Annotated in this window: 16 protein-coding genes; 10 read left to right on the top strand and 6 right to left on the bottom strand. The window is 66.3% G+C overall.

The window, feature by feature from the left end:
* Window positions 1-74: 74 nt before the first annotated feature.
* From AC1RRV_RS02805 to AC1RRV_RS02790, 4 genes are all read left to right on the top strand, one after another.
* Window positions 75-1361 (top strand): HlyC/CorC family transporter, encoded by a 1287-nt coding sequence (locus AC1RRV_RS02805; RefSeq protein WP_492858039.1) that lies wholly within the window; start codon window positions 75-77, stop codon window positions 1359-1361.
* A gap of 91 nt (window positions 1362-1452) precedes the next feature.
* Window positions 1453-3048 carry a sensor histidine kinase gene (locus AC1RRV_RS02800; protein WP_492858038.1) on the top strand — a complete coding sequence of 532 codons (1596 nt, stop codon included), beginning with the start codon at window positions 1453-1455 and terminating at the stop codon, window positions 3046-3048.
* A 3-nt stretch (window positions 3049-3051) separates the two neighbouring features.
* Window positions 3052-3420, top strand: coding sequence for a response regulator (locus AC1RRV_RS02795; RefSeq protein WP_492858037.1), 369 nt, complete (start codon window positions 3052-3054; stop codon window positions 3418-3420).
* 537 nt (window positions 3421-3957) lie between these two features.
* The gene (locus tag AC1RRV_RS02790; protein WP_492858036.1) at window positions 3958-7239 is read left to right on the top strand and encodes a TonB-dependent receptor domain-containing protein; all 3282 of its coding nucleotides are present in this window, start codon (window positions 3958-3960) and stop codon (window positions 7237-7239) included.
* A gap of 132 nt (window positions 7240-7371) precedes the next feature.
* Here the strand turns inward: AC1RRV_RS02790 and cdd are convergent, their stop codons facing one another.
* Together cdd and AC1RRV_RS02780 are read right to left on the bottom strand one after the other, a co-directional pair.
* The gene (gene cdd, locus AC1RRV_RS02785) at window positions 7372-7818 is read right to left on the bottom strand and encodes a cytidine deaminase (RefSeq protein WP_492858035.1); all 447 of its coding nucleotides are present in this window, start codon (window positions 7816-7818) and stop codon (window positions 7372-7374) included.
* A gap of 108 nt (window positions 7819-7926) precedes the next feature.
* Window positions 7927-8199, bottom strand: coding sequence for a BolA family protein (locus AC1RRV_RS02780; protein WP_492858034.1), 273 nt, complete (start codon window positions 8197-8199; stop codon window positions 7927-7929).
* A gap of 58 nt (window positions 8200-8257) precedes the next feature.
* On the opposite strand from AC1RRV_RS02780, the gene AC1RRV_RS02775 reads away from it, so the two are divergent.
* On the top strand, window positions 8258-8908 hold the full coding sequence (locus AC1RRV_RS02775) for a J domain-containing protein (RefSeq protein ID WP_492858033.1): 651 nt from the start codon (window positions 8258-8260) through the stop codon (window positions 8906-8908).
* Between the two features lie 281 nt (window positions 8909-9189).
* On the opposite strand, the gene AC1RRV_RS02770 is transcribed toward AC1RRV_RS02775, so the two are convergent.
* Window positions 9190-9708, bottom strand: coding sequence for a YybH family protein (locus tag AC1RRV_RS02770; RefSeq protein ID WP_492858032.1), 519 nt, complete (start codon window positions 9706-9708; stop codon window positions 9190-9192).
* A 263-nt stretch (window positions 9709-9971) separates the two neighbouring features.
* Here AC1RRV_RS02770 and AC1RRV_RS02765 point away from each other — a divergent pair, with 263 nt between their 5' ends.
* The gene (locus AC1RRV_RS02765) at window positions 9972-10427 is read left to right on the top strand and encodes a hypothetical protein (protein ID WP_492858031.1); all 456 of its coding nucleotides are present in this window, start codon (window positions 9972-9974) and stop codon (window positions 10425-10427) included.
* Here AC1RRV_RS02765 and AC1RRV_RS02760 read toward each other — a convergent pair.
* Window positions 10396-11130, bottom strand: coding sequence for a phosphatase PAP2 family protein (locus AC1RRV_RS02760; protein ID WP_492858030.1), 735 nt, complete (start codon window positions 11128-11130; stop codon window positions 10396-10398). The two genes, AC1RRV_RS02765 and AC1RRV_RS02760, sit on opposite strands and share 32 nt — an antisense overlap.
* Before the next feature lie 135 nt (window positions 11131-11265).
* Here AC1RRV_RS02760 and AC1RRV_RS02755 point away from each other — a divergent pair, with 135 nt between their 5' ends.
* Window positions 11266-11637 carry an RcnB family protein gene (locus tag AC1RRV_RS02755; RefSeq protein WP_492858029.1) on the top strand — a complete coding sequence of 124 codons (372 nt, stop codon included), beginning with the start codon at window positions 11266-11268 and terminating at the stop codon, window positions 11635-11637.
* 77 nt (window positions 11638-11714) lie between these two features.
* Window positions 11715-12725 (top strand): cobaltochelatase subunit CobS, encoded by a 1011-nt coding sequence (gene cobS / locus AC1RRV_RS02750; RefSeq protein ID WP_492858028.1) that lies wholly within the window; start codon window positions 11715-11717, stop codon window positions 12723-12725.
* 64 nt (window positions 12726-12789) lie between these two features.
* Here cobS and AC1RRV_RS02745 read toward each other — a convergent pair whose 3' ends face one another.
* Both AC1RRV_RS02745 and AC1RRV_RS02740 read right to left on the bottom strand, forming a co-directional pair.
* Window positions 12790-13116 carry a HigA family addiction module antitoxin gene (locus AC1RRV_RS02745; RefSeq protein ID WP_492858027.1) on the bottom strand — a complete coding sequence of 109 codons (327 nt, stop codon included), beginning with the start codon at window positions 13114-13116 and terminating at the stop codon, window positions 12790-12792.
* Window positions 13091-13372, bottom strand: a complete 282-nt coding sequence (locus AC1RRV_RS02740; protein WP_492858026.1) for a type II toxin-antitoxin system RelE/ParE family toxin — start codon at window positions 13370-13372, stop codon at window positions 13091-13093. Before AC1RRV_RS02740 ends, AC1RRV_RS02745 begins: the two co-directional genes overlap by 26 nt.
* Window positions 13373-13583: 211 nt before the next feature.
* On the opposite strand from AC1RRV_RS02740, the gene AC1RRV_RS02735 reads away from it, so the two are divergent.
* On the top strand, window positions 13584-13829 hold the full coding sequence (locus AC1RRV_RS02735) for a DUF2188 domain-containing protein (protein WP_492858025.1): 246 nt from the start codon (window positions 13584-13586) through the stop codon (window positions 13827-13829).
* A gap of 74 nt (window positions 13830-13903) precedes the next feature.
* Window positions 13904-14575 (top strand): bactofilin family protein, encoded by a 672-nt coding sequence (locus AC1RRV_RS02730; protein WP_492858024.1) that lies wholly within the window; start codon window positions 13904-13906, stop codon window positions 14573-14575.
* Window positions 14576-14673: the final 98 nt, after the last annotated feature.

Below are 14673 nucleotides of genomic sequence, written 5' to 3'. Positions count from 1 at the left end.
TCGTGGCCTTCGCCGAGCTGCCCCCTCCGTCGCTTCGCGACACCTCCCCCGAAAGGGGAGGAGAAAGAGGAACCATGCTCGCCGCCCTCCTGGGCCTCGCGCCCATCGTCATCGCCCTGCTGACCCTGTCGGCGATCTTCTCAGCCGCCGAGACGGCGATGACCGGGGCCAGCCGCGCGCGGATGCACCAGCTGGAGCGCGAGGGCGACCGTCCCGCCCGGCGCGTCAACAAGCTGCTGGCCGATCAGGAGACGATGATCGGGGCGGTGCTGCTGGGCAACAACCTGATCAACATCCTGGCCTCGGCCCTGGCGACCCAGGTGCTGACGACCCTGATCCCCGGCCCGTGGGGCGTCGCCGTGGCGACCGCGGCCATGACCGTGCTGATCCTGGTCTTCGCCGAGGTGCTGCCCAAGACCGTGGCTATCGTCCGCTCCGACGACGTGGCCCGGGCCTTGTCGGCCCCGACCCTGTTCATCGTCCGCCTGTTCGGCCCGGTCATCTACGCCATCCAGTGGATCGTCCGCCGCACCTTGCGACTGTTCGGCGTCAAGCTGGACATGGCCGTCGACGTGCTGGCCGCGCATGAGGAGATCCGCGGCGCGGTCGACTATCACCACTCCGAAGGCCTGGTCGAAAGCGGCGACCGCCGGATGCTGGGCGGGGTGCTGGACCTGTCGGACATGGACGTCTCGGAGATCATGGTCCACCGCAAGTCGATGGTGCTGCTGGACGCCGCCCTGCCCGCCCGCGAGCTGGTCGACGAGGTGCTTGAGGCCCAGCACACCCGCGTGCCGGTCTATCGCGACGACCCCGACAACATCATCGGCGTGCTCCACGCCCGCGACCTGCTCACGGCCCTGGCGCAGGCCAAGGACGGCGTCGAGGGGCTGGATATCGCCGCCATCCTGCGCGAGCCGTGGTTCATCCCCGACACCACCAACCTCAAGGACCAGCTCAACGCCTTCCTGAAGCGCAAGAGCCACTTCGCCCTGGTCGTCGACGAGTACGGCGCGCTGCAGGGCCTGGTGACGCTGGAGGACATCCTCGAGGAGATCGTCGGCGAGATCGAGGACGAGCACGACACCACGCTGGAGGGGGTGCGCCGCCAGGTCGACGGCTCGGTCAATGTCGACGGCCACGTGACCGTGCGCGACCTGAACCGCGCCATGGACTGGCGCCTGCCGGAAGGCGACGCGGTGACCATCGCCGGCCTGGTCATCCACGAGGCCCAGATGATCCCGGAGCCGGGCCAGACCTTCATCTTCCACCGCCACCGGTTCCAGGTCTTCCGTCGCCAGCGCAACCAGATCACCGCCCTGCGGATCAGCGCTCGGCTGAACGACGATGACGAACTCTAAACCCTTTCCGCGAGAGGATCGCGGAACCGGATCGGAATAGGCGCGTTAACCGCCATTACCGGCCAGGGGCGGTCCGGTAGAGGGGGACGGTTTGGCCACTACGGCTGAGAGCAAGGTTCGCGACGGCGGCGACGCCGACGCGCGCGCGCGTCTCGCCGAGGTCGAAACCGCCCTAGCCGAAGAAATCCGCAAGTCCCAGACCCTGGCGCGGGTCACCGAGGCGGTGGCCTCCAGCACCGAGGTCGACGAGGTCGTCCAGGTGGTGATCGACGGCGCCCGCGAGTTGATCGGCGCGGCCTTCGGGGCCTTCTTCTACAATGTGGTCGACGCGGCGGGTGACTCCTACACGCTCTATCGGCTGTCCGGCGCGCCGCCCGAGGCGTTTTCCAGCTTCCCCATGCCGCGCAAGACGGCGATCTTCGCCCCGACCTTCGACGGGGTCGGGCCCGTGCGCTCGGACGACATCACCCAGGACCCCCGCTACGGCCAGAACACGCCAAATCGCGGCATGCCCGAGGGCCATCTGCCGGTTCGCAGCTATCTCGCCGTTCCCGTCGCCTCCCGCGACGGCGCCGTCCTGGGCGGGCTGTTCTTCGGCCATCCAGAGGCGGGGCGCTTCTCGCCGCGTGACGAGAGCCTGCTGGTCGGCCTCGGCGCCCAGGTCGCGGTGACTCTGAACTCGGTCAAGGTCAACGCCGCCGCCCTCGAGGAACTGGCCGAACGCCGCAGGGCCGAGGAGCGCCTGAAGTTCGCCTTGGACTCTGGACGCATGGGCTCCTGGGACCTCGACATGGCCACCAAGGCCTACGAGGCCTCGGACCTGTGCAAGAGCAACTACGGCCGCCGCCCCGACGAGGTCCTCACCTTCGCCGACCTGATCGCCACCATCCATTCCGAAGACCGACCGCGCGTCCTGGCGGCGATCGAGAGCGCCATCCGCGACGGCGGCGACTACGACATCGAATATCGTGTGGTGCATCCCAACGGCGACCTGCGCTGGCTGCACGCCCGCGGCCGCGCGGCCCAGACCGCCGATGACGGCGGCGCCCGGCGCCTGGCCGGCGTCTCCCTGGACATCACCGGCCGCAAGCGCGCCGAGGAGCGCCAGAGGCTGCTGGTCAACGAGCTGAATCACCGCGTGAAAAACAGCCTGGCCACGGTCCAGTCGATCGCCGCCCAGACCCTGCGCTCCAGCGCCTCGCCCGAATTCTTCCGCGAGGCGTTCGAGACCCGGCTGATCGCCCTGTCCCATACCCACGACCTTCTGACCCGCGAGAGCTGGGAAGGCGCCAGCCTGCGCGAGGTGTTCGACGTCGAGCTGGCGGCCATGGCCGAAGAGGATCGGATCACCTTCGACTATGGCGTCGACATACGCCTCAATCCCAAGGCGGCCGTGGCCTTGGGGATGGGAATCCACGAGCTCGCCACCAACGCGGCCAAGTACGGCGCGCTGTCCGCATCGGCCGGCCGGGTCACCGTGACCTGGACCGTCGAGCAGGATCTGCTGCGCCTCATCTGGACCGAACGAGGCGGTCCGACGGTCTCTCCGCCGGCCCGTCGGGGCTTCGGCGCGCGGTTGTTGGAACGCGGCCTCGCGGCCGAGCTATCCGGCGGGGTCGAGCTGACCTATGATGCTCTCGGCCTCGTCTGCCATATGGCGTTGCCGTTGCGCGCGCTGGAGCCCTGAAACATGAAGACACTGTCGTCCCTGAAGGTTCTGGTCGTCGAAGACGAGGCGTTGGTCTCGATGCTGGTCGAGGACATGCTGACGGATCTCGGCTGCGCCATCGTCGGGCCGGCGGCTGAGATCGAGGAAGCCCTACGCCTGGCGACTTCGGCCGACATCGACGCGGCCCTGCTGGACGTCAATCTGGGCGGCCGACCGATCTTCCCGGTCGCCGACGCCCTGAAGGCGCGCGGCGTGCCGTTCGCCTTCGCCAGCGGCTATGGCGAGGCGGGCCTCACCGAGGACCACAAGGGGGCGGCCGTCCTGCAGAAGCCCTTCCGCGAGGCCGATCTGCGCCGCGTGCTCGAGGGCCTGGTGGGCCAGACCGCCTAGCGTCTGTCGGGTTCGGAGGGAATCGTCCGAACCCGATGACAGGCTCCATCGTCAAACGTCTTGAGCGTTGGGCGGGCGCGCGCTTGGCGGGCGAAACCGCCCCACGTCGCCCAGCGCGGTCCCGCCCCTGATCAACAAAACGGCGGGCGTCGCCCAAATTCCGACCATCCCCTCGGCGCGCGCCCGGCGCCGAGGCAAAAAATGGGCTCAGCGCCGGAGGGCTTTTTAGGCCTTTTTTCCCTTGGAGCGCGATATTCCTGCGCGAACGGCGGTTTTGAAAAGGCATAAATTGCCCCGCCAGGGGGTCCGTCGACTGGTAGACCAAGGGTCCCGGCGACATGAATTTTCCAATTTTGACGTTTGCGCACCGGAATCGTGACTTTTTGGTAACGCAGCGCCATCAACACGACCCATTTCGGCCATGATCGCTTCTAGCGCCGCCGAAAGGCTTTAACGTTCACCGTTGAGGAATGGCCCTCTTGCTCCCGCGCGCGGCTGGCGTGTCGGGTGCTTGTACTTTTGAGGACAACGAAAAACATGGCGTTGAAAACCAAGGTTCTCCTAGCGACGACGATGCTGGGAAGCCTCGCGGCTTTCGCTCCGACCGTGACGCTGGCGCAGACCGCCGCGGCTCCGGCTCAGGATGCGACGTCCGTTGAGGAAGTCGTGGTCACGGGTTCGCGCATTCGCCGCGACCCGACCAACTCCCCGACCCCGCTGATCCAAGTCAGCCGCGACGACGTCGTGTCGACCGGTCAAGCCAGCGTCATCGACGTGCTGGCCGACATCCCCGCCCTGTCGGGCTCGCTGGTGCCGGAAGACACCACCGGTTCGGGCCTGAACGACGGTGGTCTGTCGCTGCTGAACCTGCGCGACCTGGGCACCTCGCGCACCCTGACCCTCGTTGACGGCCGCCGTCACGTCGGTTCGAACGGCGCCGGCCTGTCGGTCGACGTCGACACCATTCCGCGTCTGCTGATCCAGAACGTCGAAGTCATCACCGGTTCCAACTCGGCGCTGTACGGCGCCGACGCCGTCTCGGGCGTGGTCAACTTCGTTCTGCGCAAGGACTTCGAAGGCATCGAAGTCGACGGCACCGCCGCCCAGATCAACCAGGACGGCCAGCTGAACAAGCGTCTGTCGGCCCTGGTCGGCAAGAACTTCCTCGACGGTCGCCTGAACGTCTACGCTTCGGCCGAATACGAAAAGAACGACGAAGTCCTCGACAGCCAAGTCGACTGGCGCAAGAAGGCCTGGGTGCTGCTGAACAACGACACCGACGTGTCGAACAGCCAGCCCGACGGCGTGATGGACAACATCCTGATCCACGACGTGCGCACCCTGTCGATCGGTCCGGTCGGCGGCATCACCGTCCTGGCCACCTCGACCCGTCCGTCGGCCAACCCGGGCGACCCGGACATCCCGTTCCAGAGCTGCACCACCTCGGTCGCTCCGATGAGCGCGAACTGCTTCGCGATCGAGCCGGGCAATTCGTTCATCTACGACCAGGCCGGCGCCGCTCGTAACCCGTCGTTCGGCACCTTCCGTGACGAAAACGGTTTCCAGCGCGTCAGCAACATCGGCGGCGACGGCCTGAACCCGAACACGGACTTCAGCCAAGCCAGCCGTCTGCCCCGTTCGGAAAACTATCGCTTCCAGGGCGGCCTGAACTTCAACATCACCGAAGACCTGCAGTTCTTCAGCGAAGCGAAGTACGTCAAGGAACAAACCTACGACGGCAGCCAGCAGACCTTCTTCGACATCGGCATCCTGCCGGTGGCCGCTGGCGTGAACCCCACGTGGTTCGCCACCAGCTCGTTCAACGTCGGTCTGGACAACGCCTACCTGCCGGCCAACGTCCGCGCCGCCATCCAGGCGAACATGCGCACGCCGATCACGGCGTATGACGCCACGACGGGCAACATCACGACGACCGCGACCGTCAACGACGTCCGCGGCCGCCACAGCCTGTTCGGCCCGGCCCGCACCCAGCTGAACGAGAAGGAACTGGTCCGCTACGTGGCCGGCCTCCGCGGCAGCAAGGATGACGTCGGCTTCATCCACAACCTGTCGTACGAACTGGGCTACACCTACGGCGAACTGAAGAACAAGAACTTCGAGCGCGGCGTTGACGCCCCCCGCTACAAGTTCGCCGCCGACGCCGTCGTCGACACCGCCGGCATCGTCAACGGCAAGCCGGGCGAAATCGTCTGCCGCGTCAAGATCCTGGACAAGCAAGGCGCCACGATCCGTGACGACGCGCGTTCGGCTCGCGACCTCAAGACGGTCAACTACGTCAAGGGCACCAAGGCCTACGAAGAAATCACCAACTGCCAGCCGTTCCGCGTGTTCGGCCCGGGCGGCTTGAATCAAGCCGCGGCGGACTACCTGCTGGCCGAGATCAACGTCCAGGAAAAGAACGTCCAGCAGGACGCCCTGGCCTTCGTCTCGGGCGAGCTGTGGGACTTCTGGGGCGCGGGCCGCATCGGCCTGGCCGTCGGCGCCGAATGGCGTCGTGAAGAAACCGAAGCGATCGGCCGTTCGGCCTCGACCGGCGACCGTGTCCTGTTCATGAACACGGGCCCGGACTTCGCTCCGGCGTCGTACGAGACCAAGGAATACTTCGGCGAATTCCGTCTGCCGCTGCTGCGTGACCTGCCGTTCGCCAAGAGCCTGGAAGTCGGCGCCGCCTACCGGAACTCGGAATACACGACGATCGGCAAGACCGAGACGTACAACTTCAACGTCATCTGGCGCCCGATCCAGGACATCACGTTCCGGGCCACCTCGGGTAAGTCGGTGCGCGCGCCGACCCTGGGTGAAACCTATCGTCCGCCGACGCAGACCTTCGCCACGATCACCGATCCTTGCGACCGTCAGGTCATCACCAACCTGACCGACGCCAAGATCAAGGCGAACCGTGAGAAGAACTGCGCCGCCCTGGGCATCCCGGCCGGCACGAACATCATCTACACGAGCACGCCGGCTGGTAAGAACGCCGGTAACCCGTTCCTGAAGCCCGAGAAGTCGTTCTCGATCACCGGGTCGATGATCATCACGCCGCGCTTCTGGCCCAAGGCCACGTTCGTCGTCGATTACTACGAGATCGACATCAAGGACGTGATCGCCTCGGTCACCGCTCAGACGGCGGCCAACCAGTGCGTCAGCGGCGACGTGCTGAACACCTCGATCTGCGCGACCCTGACCCGTATCGGCGGCACCGCGGTCAACACGACCCCGGCGTACGGCATCATCGACTTCATCCAAGGCGCGGTGAACTACGCCCGTACGACCAACCGCGGCATCGACTACCAGTTCCTGTACCACACCGATGTTCAAGACATCATCGGCAAGGACTGGGGTCGCCTGAACTACCGCCTGTCGGGCAACTACCTGTTCGAGCAGCACGACTTCGTCAACATCGCCAACCCGAACGAGCACACCGACAACGAAACCGGCCTGGGCCTGCCCCGCGTCCGCTTCTCGTCGAAGCTCACCTGGGAAGTGAACGACAAGCTCGCCATCGCCTGGGACGCCGACTGGCAAGCCTCGCAATGGCTGGCCAACGGTACGCGCCCGTACGACGTCGACGATATCAAGATCGACCCGGACAACCGCGATCCGCGCTACTACCGCACCCGCCCGTTCGTGCAGCACGACTTCACCGTGAAGTATGCCGCGCGTGAGGACCTGATCATCCGTGGCGGCGTGGTCAACGCGTTCGACCGCGAGCCGGATCGTTGGCTGGGCAACACCACGCAGGACAACTTCGACCTCTTCGGTCGTCGCTTCTTCGTGGGCTTCAACTACAAGATGTAAGCCAAGATCCTCGGATCGAAGCTGGAAGGGGGCGGTCTTCGGACCGCCCCCTTTTTCTTGGCCCGAACGCCAAAGAAAAACGCCGCCGCTGGAGCCAGCGACGGCGTCTTGGTTTCGGGACGGAAGCCGACTTCAGTCCAGGTCGCGCGGCCCGAACGAGTGCGGCAGCAGGCTCCAGAACGGAATGCGTTCGGTCATGGCCCCGCCCTGCACCGAGACGATCTCGCAGGTCTCGCCCGCGAATTCCGCGATTCGCTGGCGGCAGGCGCCGCACGGCTGGACCACGGCGTCGGAGCCGGCGGCGATCAGCACCTTGTCGATCCGCCGGGCGCCGCCGGCCGTGATCATCGCCCCGATCGCCGTCTGTTCGGCGCAGGTGCCGACCGGATAGGCCGCGTTCTCGACGTTGACGCCGTAGTGGACCCGGCCCTCGTCATCGATCACCGCCGCGGCCACCGTGAACTTCGAATAGCGCGCATAGGATCGCGACAGCAGCCCCGGCAGCGCGCGCGCGGCGTCCTGTTCGAGGGAATCAGCCTGATCGAGAGACTGAATAGGGGTGGTGACGTCGGCGTTCATGCTTGTCCCTGCCTCCCGGCGGGATCGCGCCGGGGAGAGAGGCAATCAGCCGCAGCGCCCCAAATCAAGCAACAAAACGGGCGCGCGGGCAAAAAAGTAAGCGCCGTCTTACCCCTCTCCAGGGGCCGTCGCGACGATCGAAAGGGCGTGAACAGGCCCCGCCAGCTCGTCGGCCAGGACCTTCATCACGAGGCGCTGACGCATCACCCGGGCCTTGCCCGCAAAGGCTTGCGCCTCGATACGCAGGTTGAAATGGCTCTCGCCCGAGCCGGTGTGGCCAGCGTGGCCGTGGTGGCGGTCGCTATCGTCGACCAGCTCCAGGCGCGTGGGCGAAAATGCCTCCTCCAGCTTGCGAAGAATGATGTCCGTGACGTCGCCCATGTCTCTCTCTTGCTTGTCAATCCTTGAACGGAAATAGCGCGGGCTTACTCTAGACGCCATGAACCGGCCGTTCGAGTACCGACCAAAATTCACAGACATCCGGGTCCGGCCGCCCAAGCAGGGCGAGGACGACCCGGTCCACGACGTCCTGGGCCTAAAGCCGGGCGAAAAACGCTGTGACCATCCTGACTGTCGCCTGCCGGGTTCGGCCAAGGCGCCGAAGTCGCGCGACATGCCGAACCAGCACTACTGGTTCTGTCAGCAGCACGCGGCCGAGTACAACAAGAACTGGAACTTCTACGCGGGCATGAGCGAGGCGCAGATCCGCGCCGCCCAGGAAAGCGAGCGCCAGACCGGCGGCCGTCCGACCTGGAGCTTCAAGGCCGACGCCAATTCGCGCGAGGCCGCCGCCGCCGCCGCCCGCGACGCCCGCGCCTTCGCTGATCCGTTCGGCATCTTCCGCGCCCAGCAGCGCAAGGCCGAATCGCAGCGCTCCGCCGCCGAACGCAGCCTGGGCAAGCTGGAACGCCAGGCCCTGGCCGACCTCGACCTGGAGGCCGGTGTCGACAAGGCCGCGATCAAGGCGAAGTACAAGGAACTGCTGAAACGCTGCCACCCCGACGCCAACGGCGGCGACCGCAGCGCCGAGCACAAGCTCCAGCGGGTCATCAAGGCGTACAAGACCCTGCAGAAGGCCGGGATGGTCTAGACTCCGAGGCCATTGTTCGCGCGCCCCTGAGCCCCCCTGCCTTCGCCGATTGGGGAACCAGGAACGGACCGTTCGAATGTCCGTGGTGGGTGGGGAGTCGGATGTTCAGTGCGTCCTTCGAGGCTCGCCTTCGGCTCACGCCTCAGGATGAGGATCTCCTTGCGCTGACCACCTCATCCTGAGGTGCGCGCTCCTGAGCGCGCCTCGAAGGACGCAGTGAGCCAATGTCCGACTGGGGTCGTGAGCGGACCTTGGCGGCGTGACCGCGTAGTAGGAGCGAGCTATGGCGCGGGACTGGCTGGCATGGGAGTGTCAGCGACGATGTCCGTACTCAACCGCATCACGCCATCTGGTTGACGCTTGAATACGGCCACCCAGTTACCGACCTCAACAAATGGTTGGTTGTCTGCGGGGTTGGTGAAGCTGAACCGATAGGTCGCATGATAGACCGCCAGATCGCCAGATGCCGCGACGTCTACAGTCTCGTCCGAAACTTCTAGTTTGACGTTCGGAAGCGCCATCTGCGCCTGAACCGCTGCCTTCGCGGCGGCCGTGCCGACGACGTTCGGCTCGCCGTGGAAGAAGGTCTTGATGTCGGGCGCCAAGATGCTTGCCGCCTTCGCCGGGTCTCGGACGGTATAGGCTTCGACCTGAGTGTGGATGGCTGCCTTGACCTCCGAGGTGACCGCATCCGTGGAAGGTCTGACCGGCGCCGTTGCTTGAGGACTGCATCCAGCAATCCCAATCACCACAAAACAGGCCAGCGGCCCGCGCGTAAATCCCACAGATTTCATGATCATCACCCCATTCAACAGCGAAGTTTGCGCCTGATCACCTATTCGCAAACCAGTGATCTCCGCAACGGGTCGAAAGCCGACCGTGGTCGGTGCGATCCTTCAATCTCTTGGAGGCTGCAGCGTGGAGGGCTGATCAGGTCGGTCAAGAAGCGGCGACACCCCCGGCGCTTCGTTCCGAGAGGGCGTAACCACTCGCCCCCGCCCTTGCGAAACAGACCGCGCATGAGCCATGCTCCCGCCGCCTTTGGGCGAGGGACAGACTTTCAATGACCGCCATCGATCCCGCCTCGCCCAATCAAGCGTGGCGCGCGCCGACCGATCCGCCGACGCCGGTGACGCCGGTGCCGTTCGGCAAGCCGTGGAGCATCTGGTTCTGGGGCGGCCTCGTCTCGACCGCCGGTCTGGCCCTGGCCGTCGTCCCGGCCCGCGTCCTGGACCTGCTGGACTCGCCCGCCCACGACTCGGTCCTGCCGTGGGTGCGCTTCGCCGGCCTGCTGCTGCTGGCCTACGGCATGGGCTATCACGTCGCCGGCTGGACCGGGCAGCGCACCTATATGCGGGCCTCGGTGGTGCTGCGGGTGTTCTCGCTGGTGGTGCTGGGCGCCTTCGTCCTGCTGGACTGGCTGCCCAAGGCCTGGCTGGCCGTCGGTCTCGGCGATTTCGTCGGGGCGGTTTGGACCGCCCTGGAGCTCAGGTGGCGTCCAAAGCCGAAGGCGGCCTAGCCGGAGCGGACCCGAACCGGCGCTTGACGAAGAAGCCCGCCAGCCAACAGGCCATCGCCCAGGTCGCGCCGACGCACCAACCCGCCAGCACGTCGCTGGCCCAGTGGACGCCCAGATAGACGCGGCTGGCGCCCACCAGCAGGCTGACCAGCACCGCGGCGCTGACCGCCAGCACCTTGACCCGTCGCCGGTCGGCGAACCGCGCGGCCAGCACCCCCAGGGTCAGGAACACCACGGCCGACATCATCGCGTGGCCGGACGGAAAGCTGGCATTGACCGCCTCGACGGCGCGATAGGCCAGTTCCGGCCGCTCGCGCTCGAACACCCGCTTCAGCGTCTGGCTGAGGATCAGGCCGCCGCCGGCCCCGACGATCAGCAGCAGGCCCTCCGCCCACCGGCGCAACGACGCCAGCAGGGCGAACGCCAACAGGATCAAAAGTCCCAGCACCGCCACCGAGCCCAGGGCGGTGATGTCGGTCGCCGCGATGTGCAGCCACTTGGGCCCGATCAGGACATTGGGCTGACCATCGACCCGCAGGGCTTGCAGCACCGTCAGGTCCAGCGCCCGCGTCTCGCCTTCGGCCACCTCATCGGCGATCGATAGGAAGCCCCAGCCGCCCAGGCCGGCGATCAACAGGGCGCAGGTCGCGCCCAACTCGCGTCGGGCGGCCGTCAAAAGTCCTTGAAAGGCGATACGGATCAAGCGGATAGCTCCTTCAGAGCAAAGCCTTCGCTACAACATTTCTCTTTTGAAACATGAACTTAAGCCGAACAAGCCCGTTCAGCCTGCGACCATGTCGAACCCGCTAGGTTCGAGCTCTGTTCAAAGGAGACCGAAATGAAACGCCTTCTGACCGCTTCCCTCGCCGTGCTGATGCTGGCGGGCGCCGGCGCCGCCTCCGCCCAAGACTATCGTCACGACGGCCGTCACGACAGCCGCCATGACAGCCGCGACCGTGGCTATGAGCAAGGCCGCCACGACCAGTCCAAGTACGAGCGCAAGCAAGACCGCCGCGAGTACCGCCGCTGGGCCAAGGGCCAGCGCCTGGACGCCCGCTATCGCGGCAACGGCTACTATGTCAGCGACTATCGCGCCCGCGGTCTGCGCCAGCCGCCGCGCGGCTACCGCTGGCAGCGCGTGGACGACCAATACGTCCTGGCCGCCATCGCCACGGGCCTGATCGCCTCGGTGATCATCGCCAACCGCTAAAAAAACCGGCCTGGAGAGGGCGTCGCGCTGCGGCGCCCTCTTCCCTCCCCTGGGGTCAAGGCTATATCGGGTAGGACATGCCCGAGTTCGCCGAAAACAGCTCCGCCAAAGATCCGCTGATCACCCTGGTCCCCGACAAGTGGGTGACGCTCCGCGACGCGTTCGGCGTGGACAGCGACATGAAGGTCCCGGCCTTCTCGCACCGCGACCCCCACGTCCCCGAGATCGACACGGCCTACAAGTTCGATCCGCAGACGACCAAGGCCATCTGCGCGGGCTTCGCCAAGGACCGCCGCGTGATGGTCCAGGGCTATCACGGCACCGGCAAGTCGACCCACATCGAGCAGATCGCCGCGCGCCTGAACTGGCCGCTGGTCCGCGTGAACCTCGACAGCCACGTCTCCCGGATCGACCTGGTCGGCAAGGACGCCATCGTCCTGAAGGAAGGCAAGCAGGTCACCGAGTTCCGCGAAGGCATTCTTCCGTGGGCCCTGCAGCGCCCGATCGCCCTGGTGTTCGACGAATATGACGCCGGTCGTCCGGACGTGATGTTCGTGATCCAGCGCGTGCTGGAGGCCGGCGGCAAGCTGACCCTGCTGGACCAGAACCGCGTCATCCGCGCCAATCCGTATTTCCGGCTGTTCTCGACGACCAACACCATCGGTCTGGGCGACACCACCGGCCTCTATCACGGCACCCAGCAGATCAACCAAGGCCAGATGGACCGCTGGTCGATCGTCACGACGCTGAACTACCTCGACCACGACGTCGAGGCGGCGATCGTGCTGGCCAAGAACCCGTCGTACGACACGGCCGACGGCCGGCGGACCCTGGCCGCCATGGTCCGCGTCGCCGACATGACCCGCAACGCCTTCATGAACGGCGACATCTCGACCGTCATGAGCCCGCGTACGGTGATAACCTGGGCCCAGAACGCCGAGATCTTCGACCACGACGTGGCCCTGGGCTTCCGCCTGACCTTCCTGAACAAGTGCGACGAGCTCGAGCGCCCCACGGTGGCCGAGTTCTTCCAGCGCGCCTTCGGGACGGACCTGCCGGAAAGCGCCGCCCGGGTGAAGGTGGCCTAAGGCCGGGGCGCGGCCGCCTGTCCGCGCTCACGCCTGGCGACCGCCCTCTGAGGACTTCGGGACACTAGGCCGCCCGCGGCGTGATCTTCGCCAGTTCGGCGCCCATCTTCCGGCGCTGCTCCATCAGATCGTAGTCCATCTGGAGACCGAGCCAGAAGCCCTCGGACATGCCCCAGTAGCGCGCCAGCCGCAGATCGGTGTCGGCCGTGACCGATCGCTTGCCCAGAACAATCTCGTTGATGCGGCGCGGCGGCACGCCGATCGCCTTGGCCAAGGCCGTCTGGCTCATGCCGATCGGCTTGAGGAAGTCTTCCAGCAGAATGTCGCCCGGCGTGGGATTGGGCAGCCAGTCGCTTGGATCGATCTCAGTGGTAGTCGCAGATCTCGACATCCTCGGCGTCTCCGTCGCGCCAGCGGAAGCAGATGCGCCACTGGTCATTGATGCGAATGGAATGTTGCCCGGCCCGGTCGCCTTGCAACGCTTCCAACCGGTTGCCCGGCGGCGCGCGTAACTGGTCCAGGCGCGCCACGCGATTGAGAATACGCAGCTTCCGCAGAGCCGGCGCCTGGATGTCGCCCGGCAGCCGGCGCGACCGCGCGCCTTCCCAGATGCGCTGGGTTTCGCGACTGGCGAAACCTCTGATCATCCGAAAGCTTCATAACGCATAACGTTATGCGGATCAAACAAGGGCGGCTCCTCCATAACCGACGGCTCACGACGCGACACCGCACCATAGGGCGCATAATACGCCATAAATCTACCTAAGGTTACATAGCGCATCACTTAGCGGGATGTTCTGATCGGAACCGCTCCAGCGGGCGGCCCGTTCGATCCGGTGCGCCATTCGGAGACACAAGATGACCGACGTCACCTACACCATCGTCCAGCATGACGGCGGCTGGGCCTACAAGGTCGGCGAGACGTTCTCCGAGACCTTCCCGACGCACGACGCCGCCCTGGCCGCCGCCAAGCGCGCGGCCGGAGAGCAGGAGCAGCCTGGCGAGACCGAAGGCATCAGCTACGAGGACAAGAACGGCCGCTGGCGCGAGGAGACCGCCTCCGGCGACGACCGGCCCGTCACCCACGTTCGGGACGCCGACTAGACTCCGCGCCAAAAACGGCCCCGATCTTGCTGCAAACGGCCTATTGAAGCCCATTTTGAGACAAGGCCGCCGCGATGTTCACCCGGAAGAAAGAGACCCCAGCCCAGCTGGCCCTGGCTCCCTTGGAAAACATGCGACCCGCCGCGCCGCTGGCCCAGGCCGAAACCCAGGCGCAAGCCCAGGTCCAGCCCCAGCCCCAGCCCCAGGCGCAACAACCCGCGCCGCAGCCCGCGCAGGCTCCGCGTCCCAAGCCGGCTTCGCTGTTCACCCAGGGCCTGACTGTTCGCGGTGACATCATCGGCGACATCGAAGCCCATGTTGACTGCGTGGTCATGGGCGACGTGAAGGTCGGCAAGCTGGTGGTCGGGGCCAACGCCCGCATCGAGGGCTCGATCGTGGCCCAGGTCGTTGAGATCCACGGCCTGGTGATCGGTTCCGTCACGGCCCCGGCCGTGCGCCTCTACAGCACCGCGCGCGTCGACGGCGACATCACTCACGAGCAGCTGGGCATGGAAACCGGCGCTGTCTTCGAAGGCCGCAGTCAGAAGTTCCGTCGCCCGATCGTCCAGCCGCAACCGCAGGCCCAGCCCGTACAGGCGCAGCAGCCCGCCCAGATCCCGGCGCCCCAGCCGCAGGCTCCCCAGCCTCAAGCGCAAGTCGCCCCCCAGGCCCAGGCGCCCCAGGCCCAGCCCGCTCCGGTCGCGCCGCCGGTGGCTCAAGCGCCGCTCAGCCAGGTCGCGCACTGACCCTTTTCCAGGCCCCGCGCCGCCCTCTGTGGCGCGGCGGCCACGTTGTCCGCTTTTGAGAAAAGACGCGGAACGCTGGCGCTAAGCCGGGCTTTGTT

Source organism: Caulobacter sp. GW821-FHT11E10 (assembly GCF_058808375.1).
Note: the sequence above shows the minus strand (reverse complement) of the source record. Positions and strands in the feature narration are given on the sequence as shown.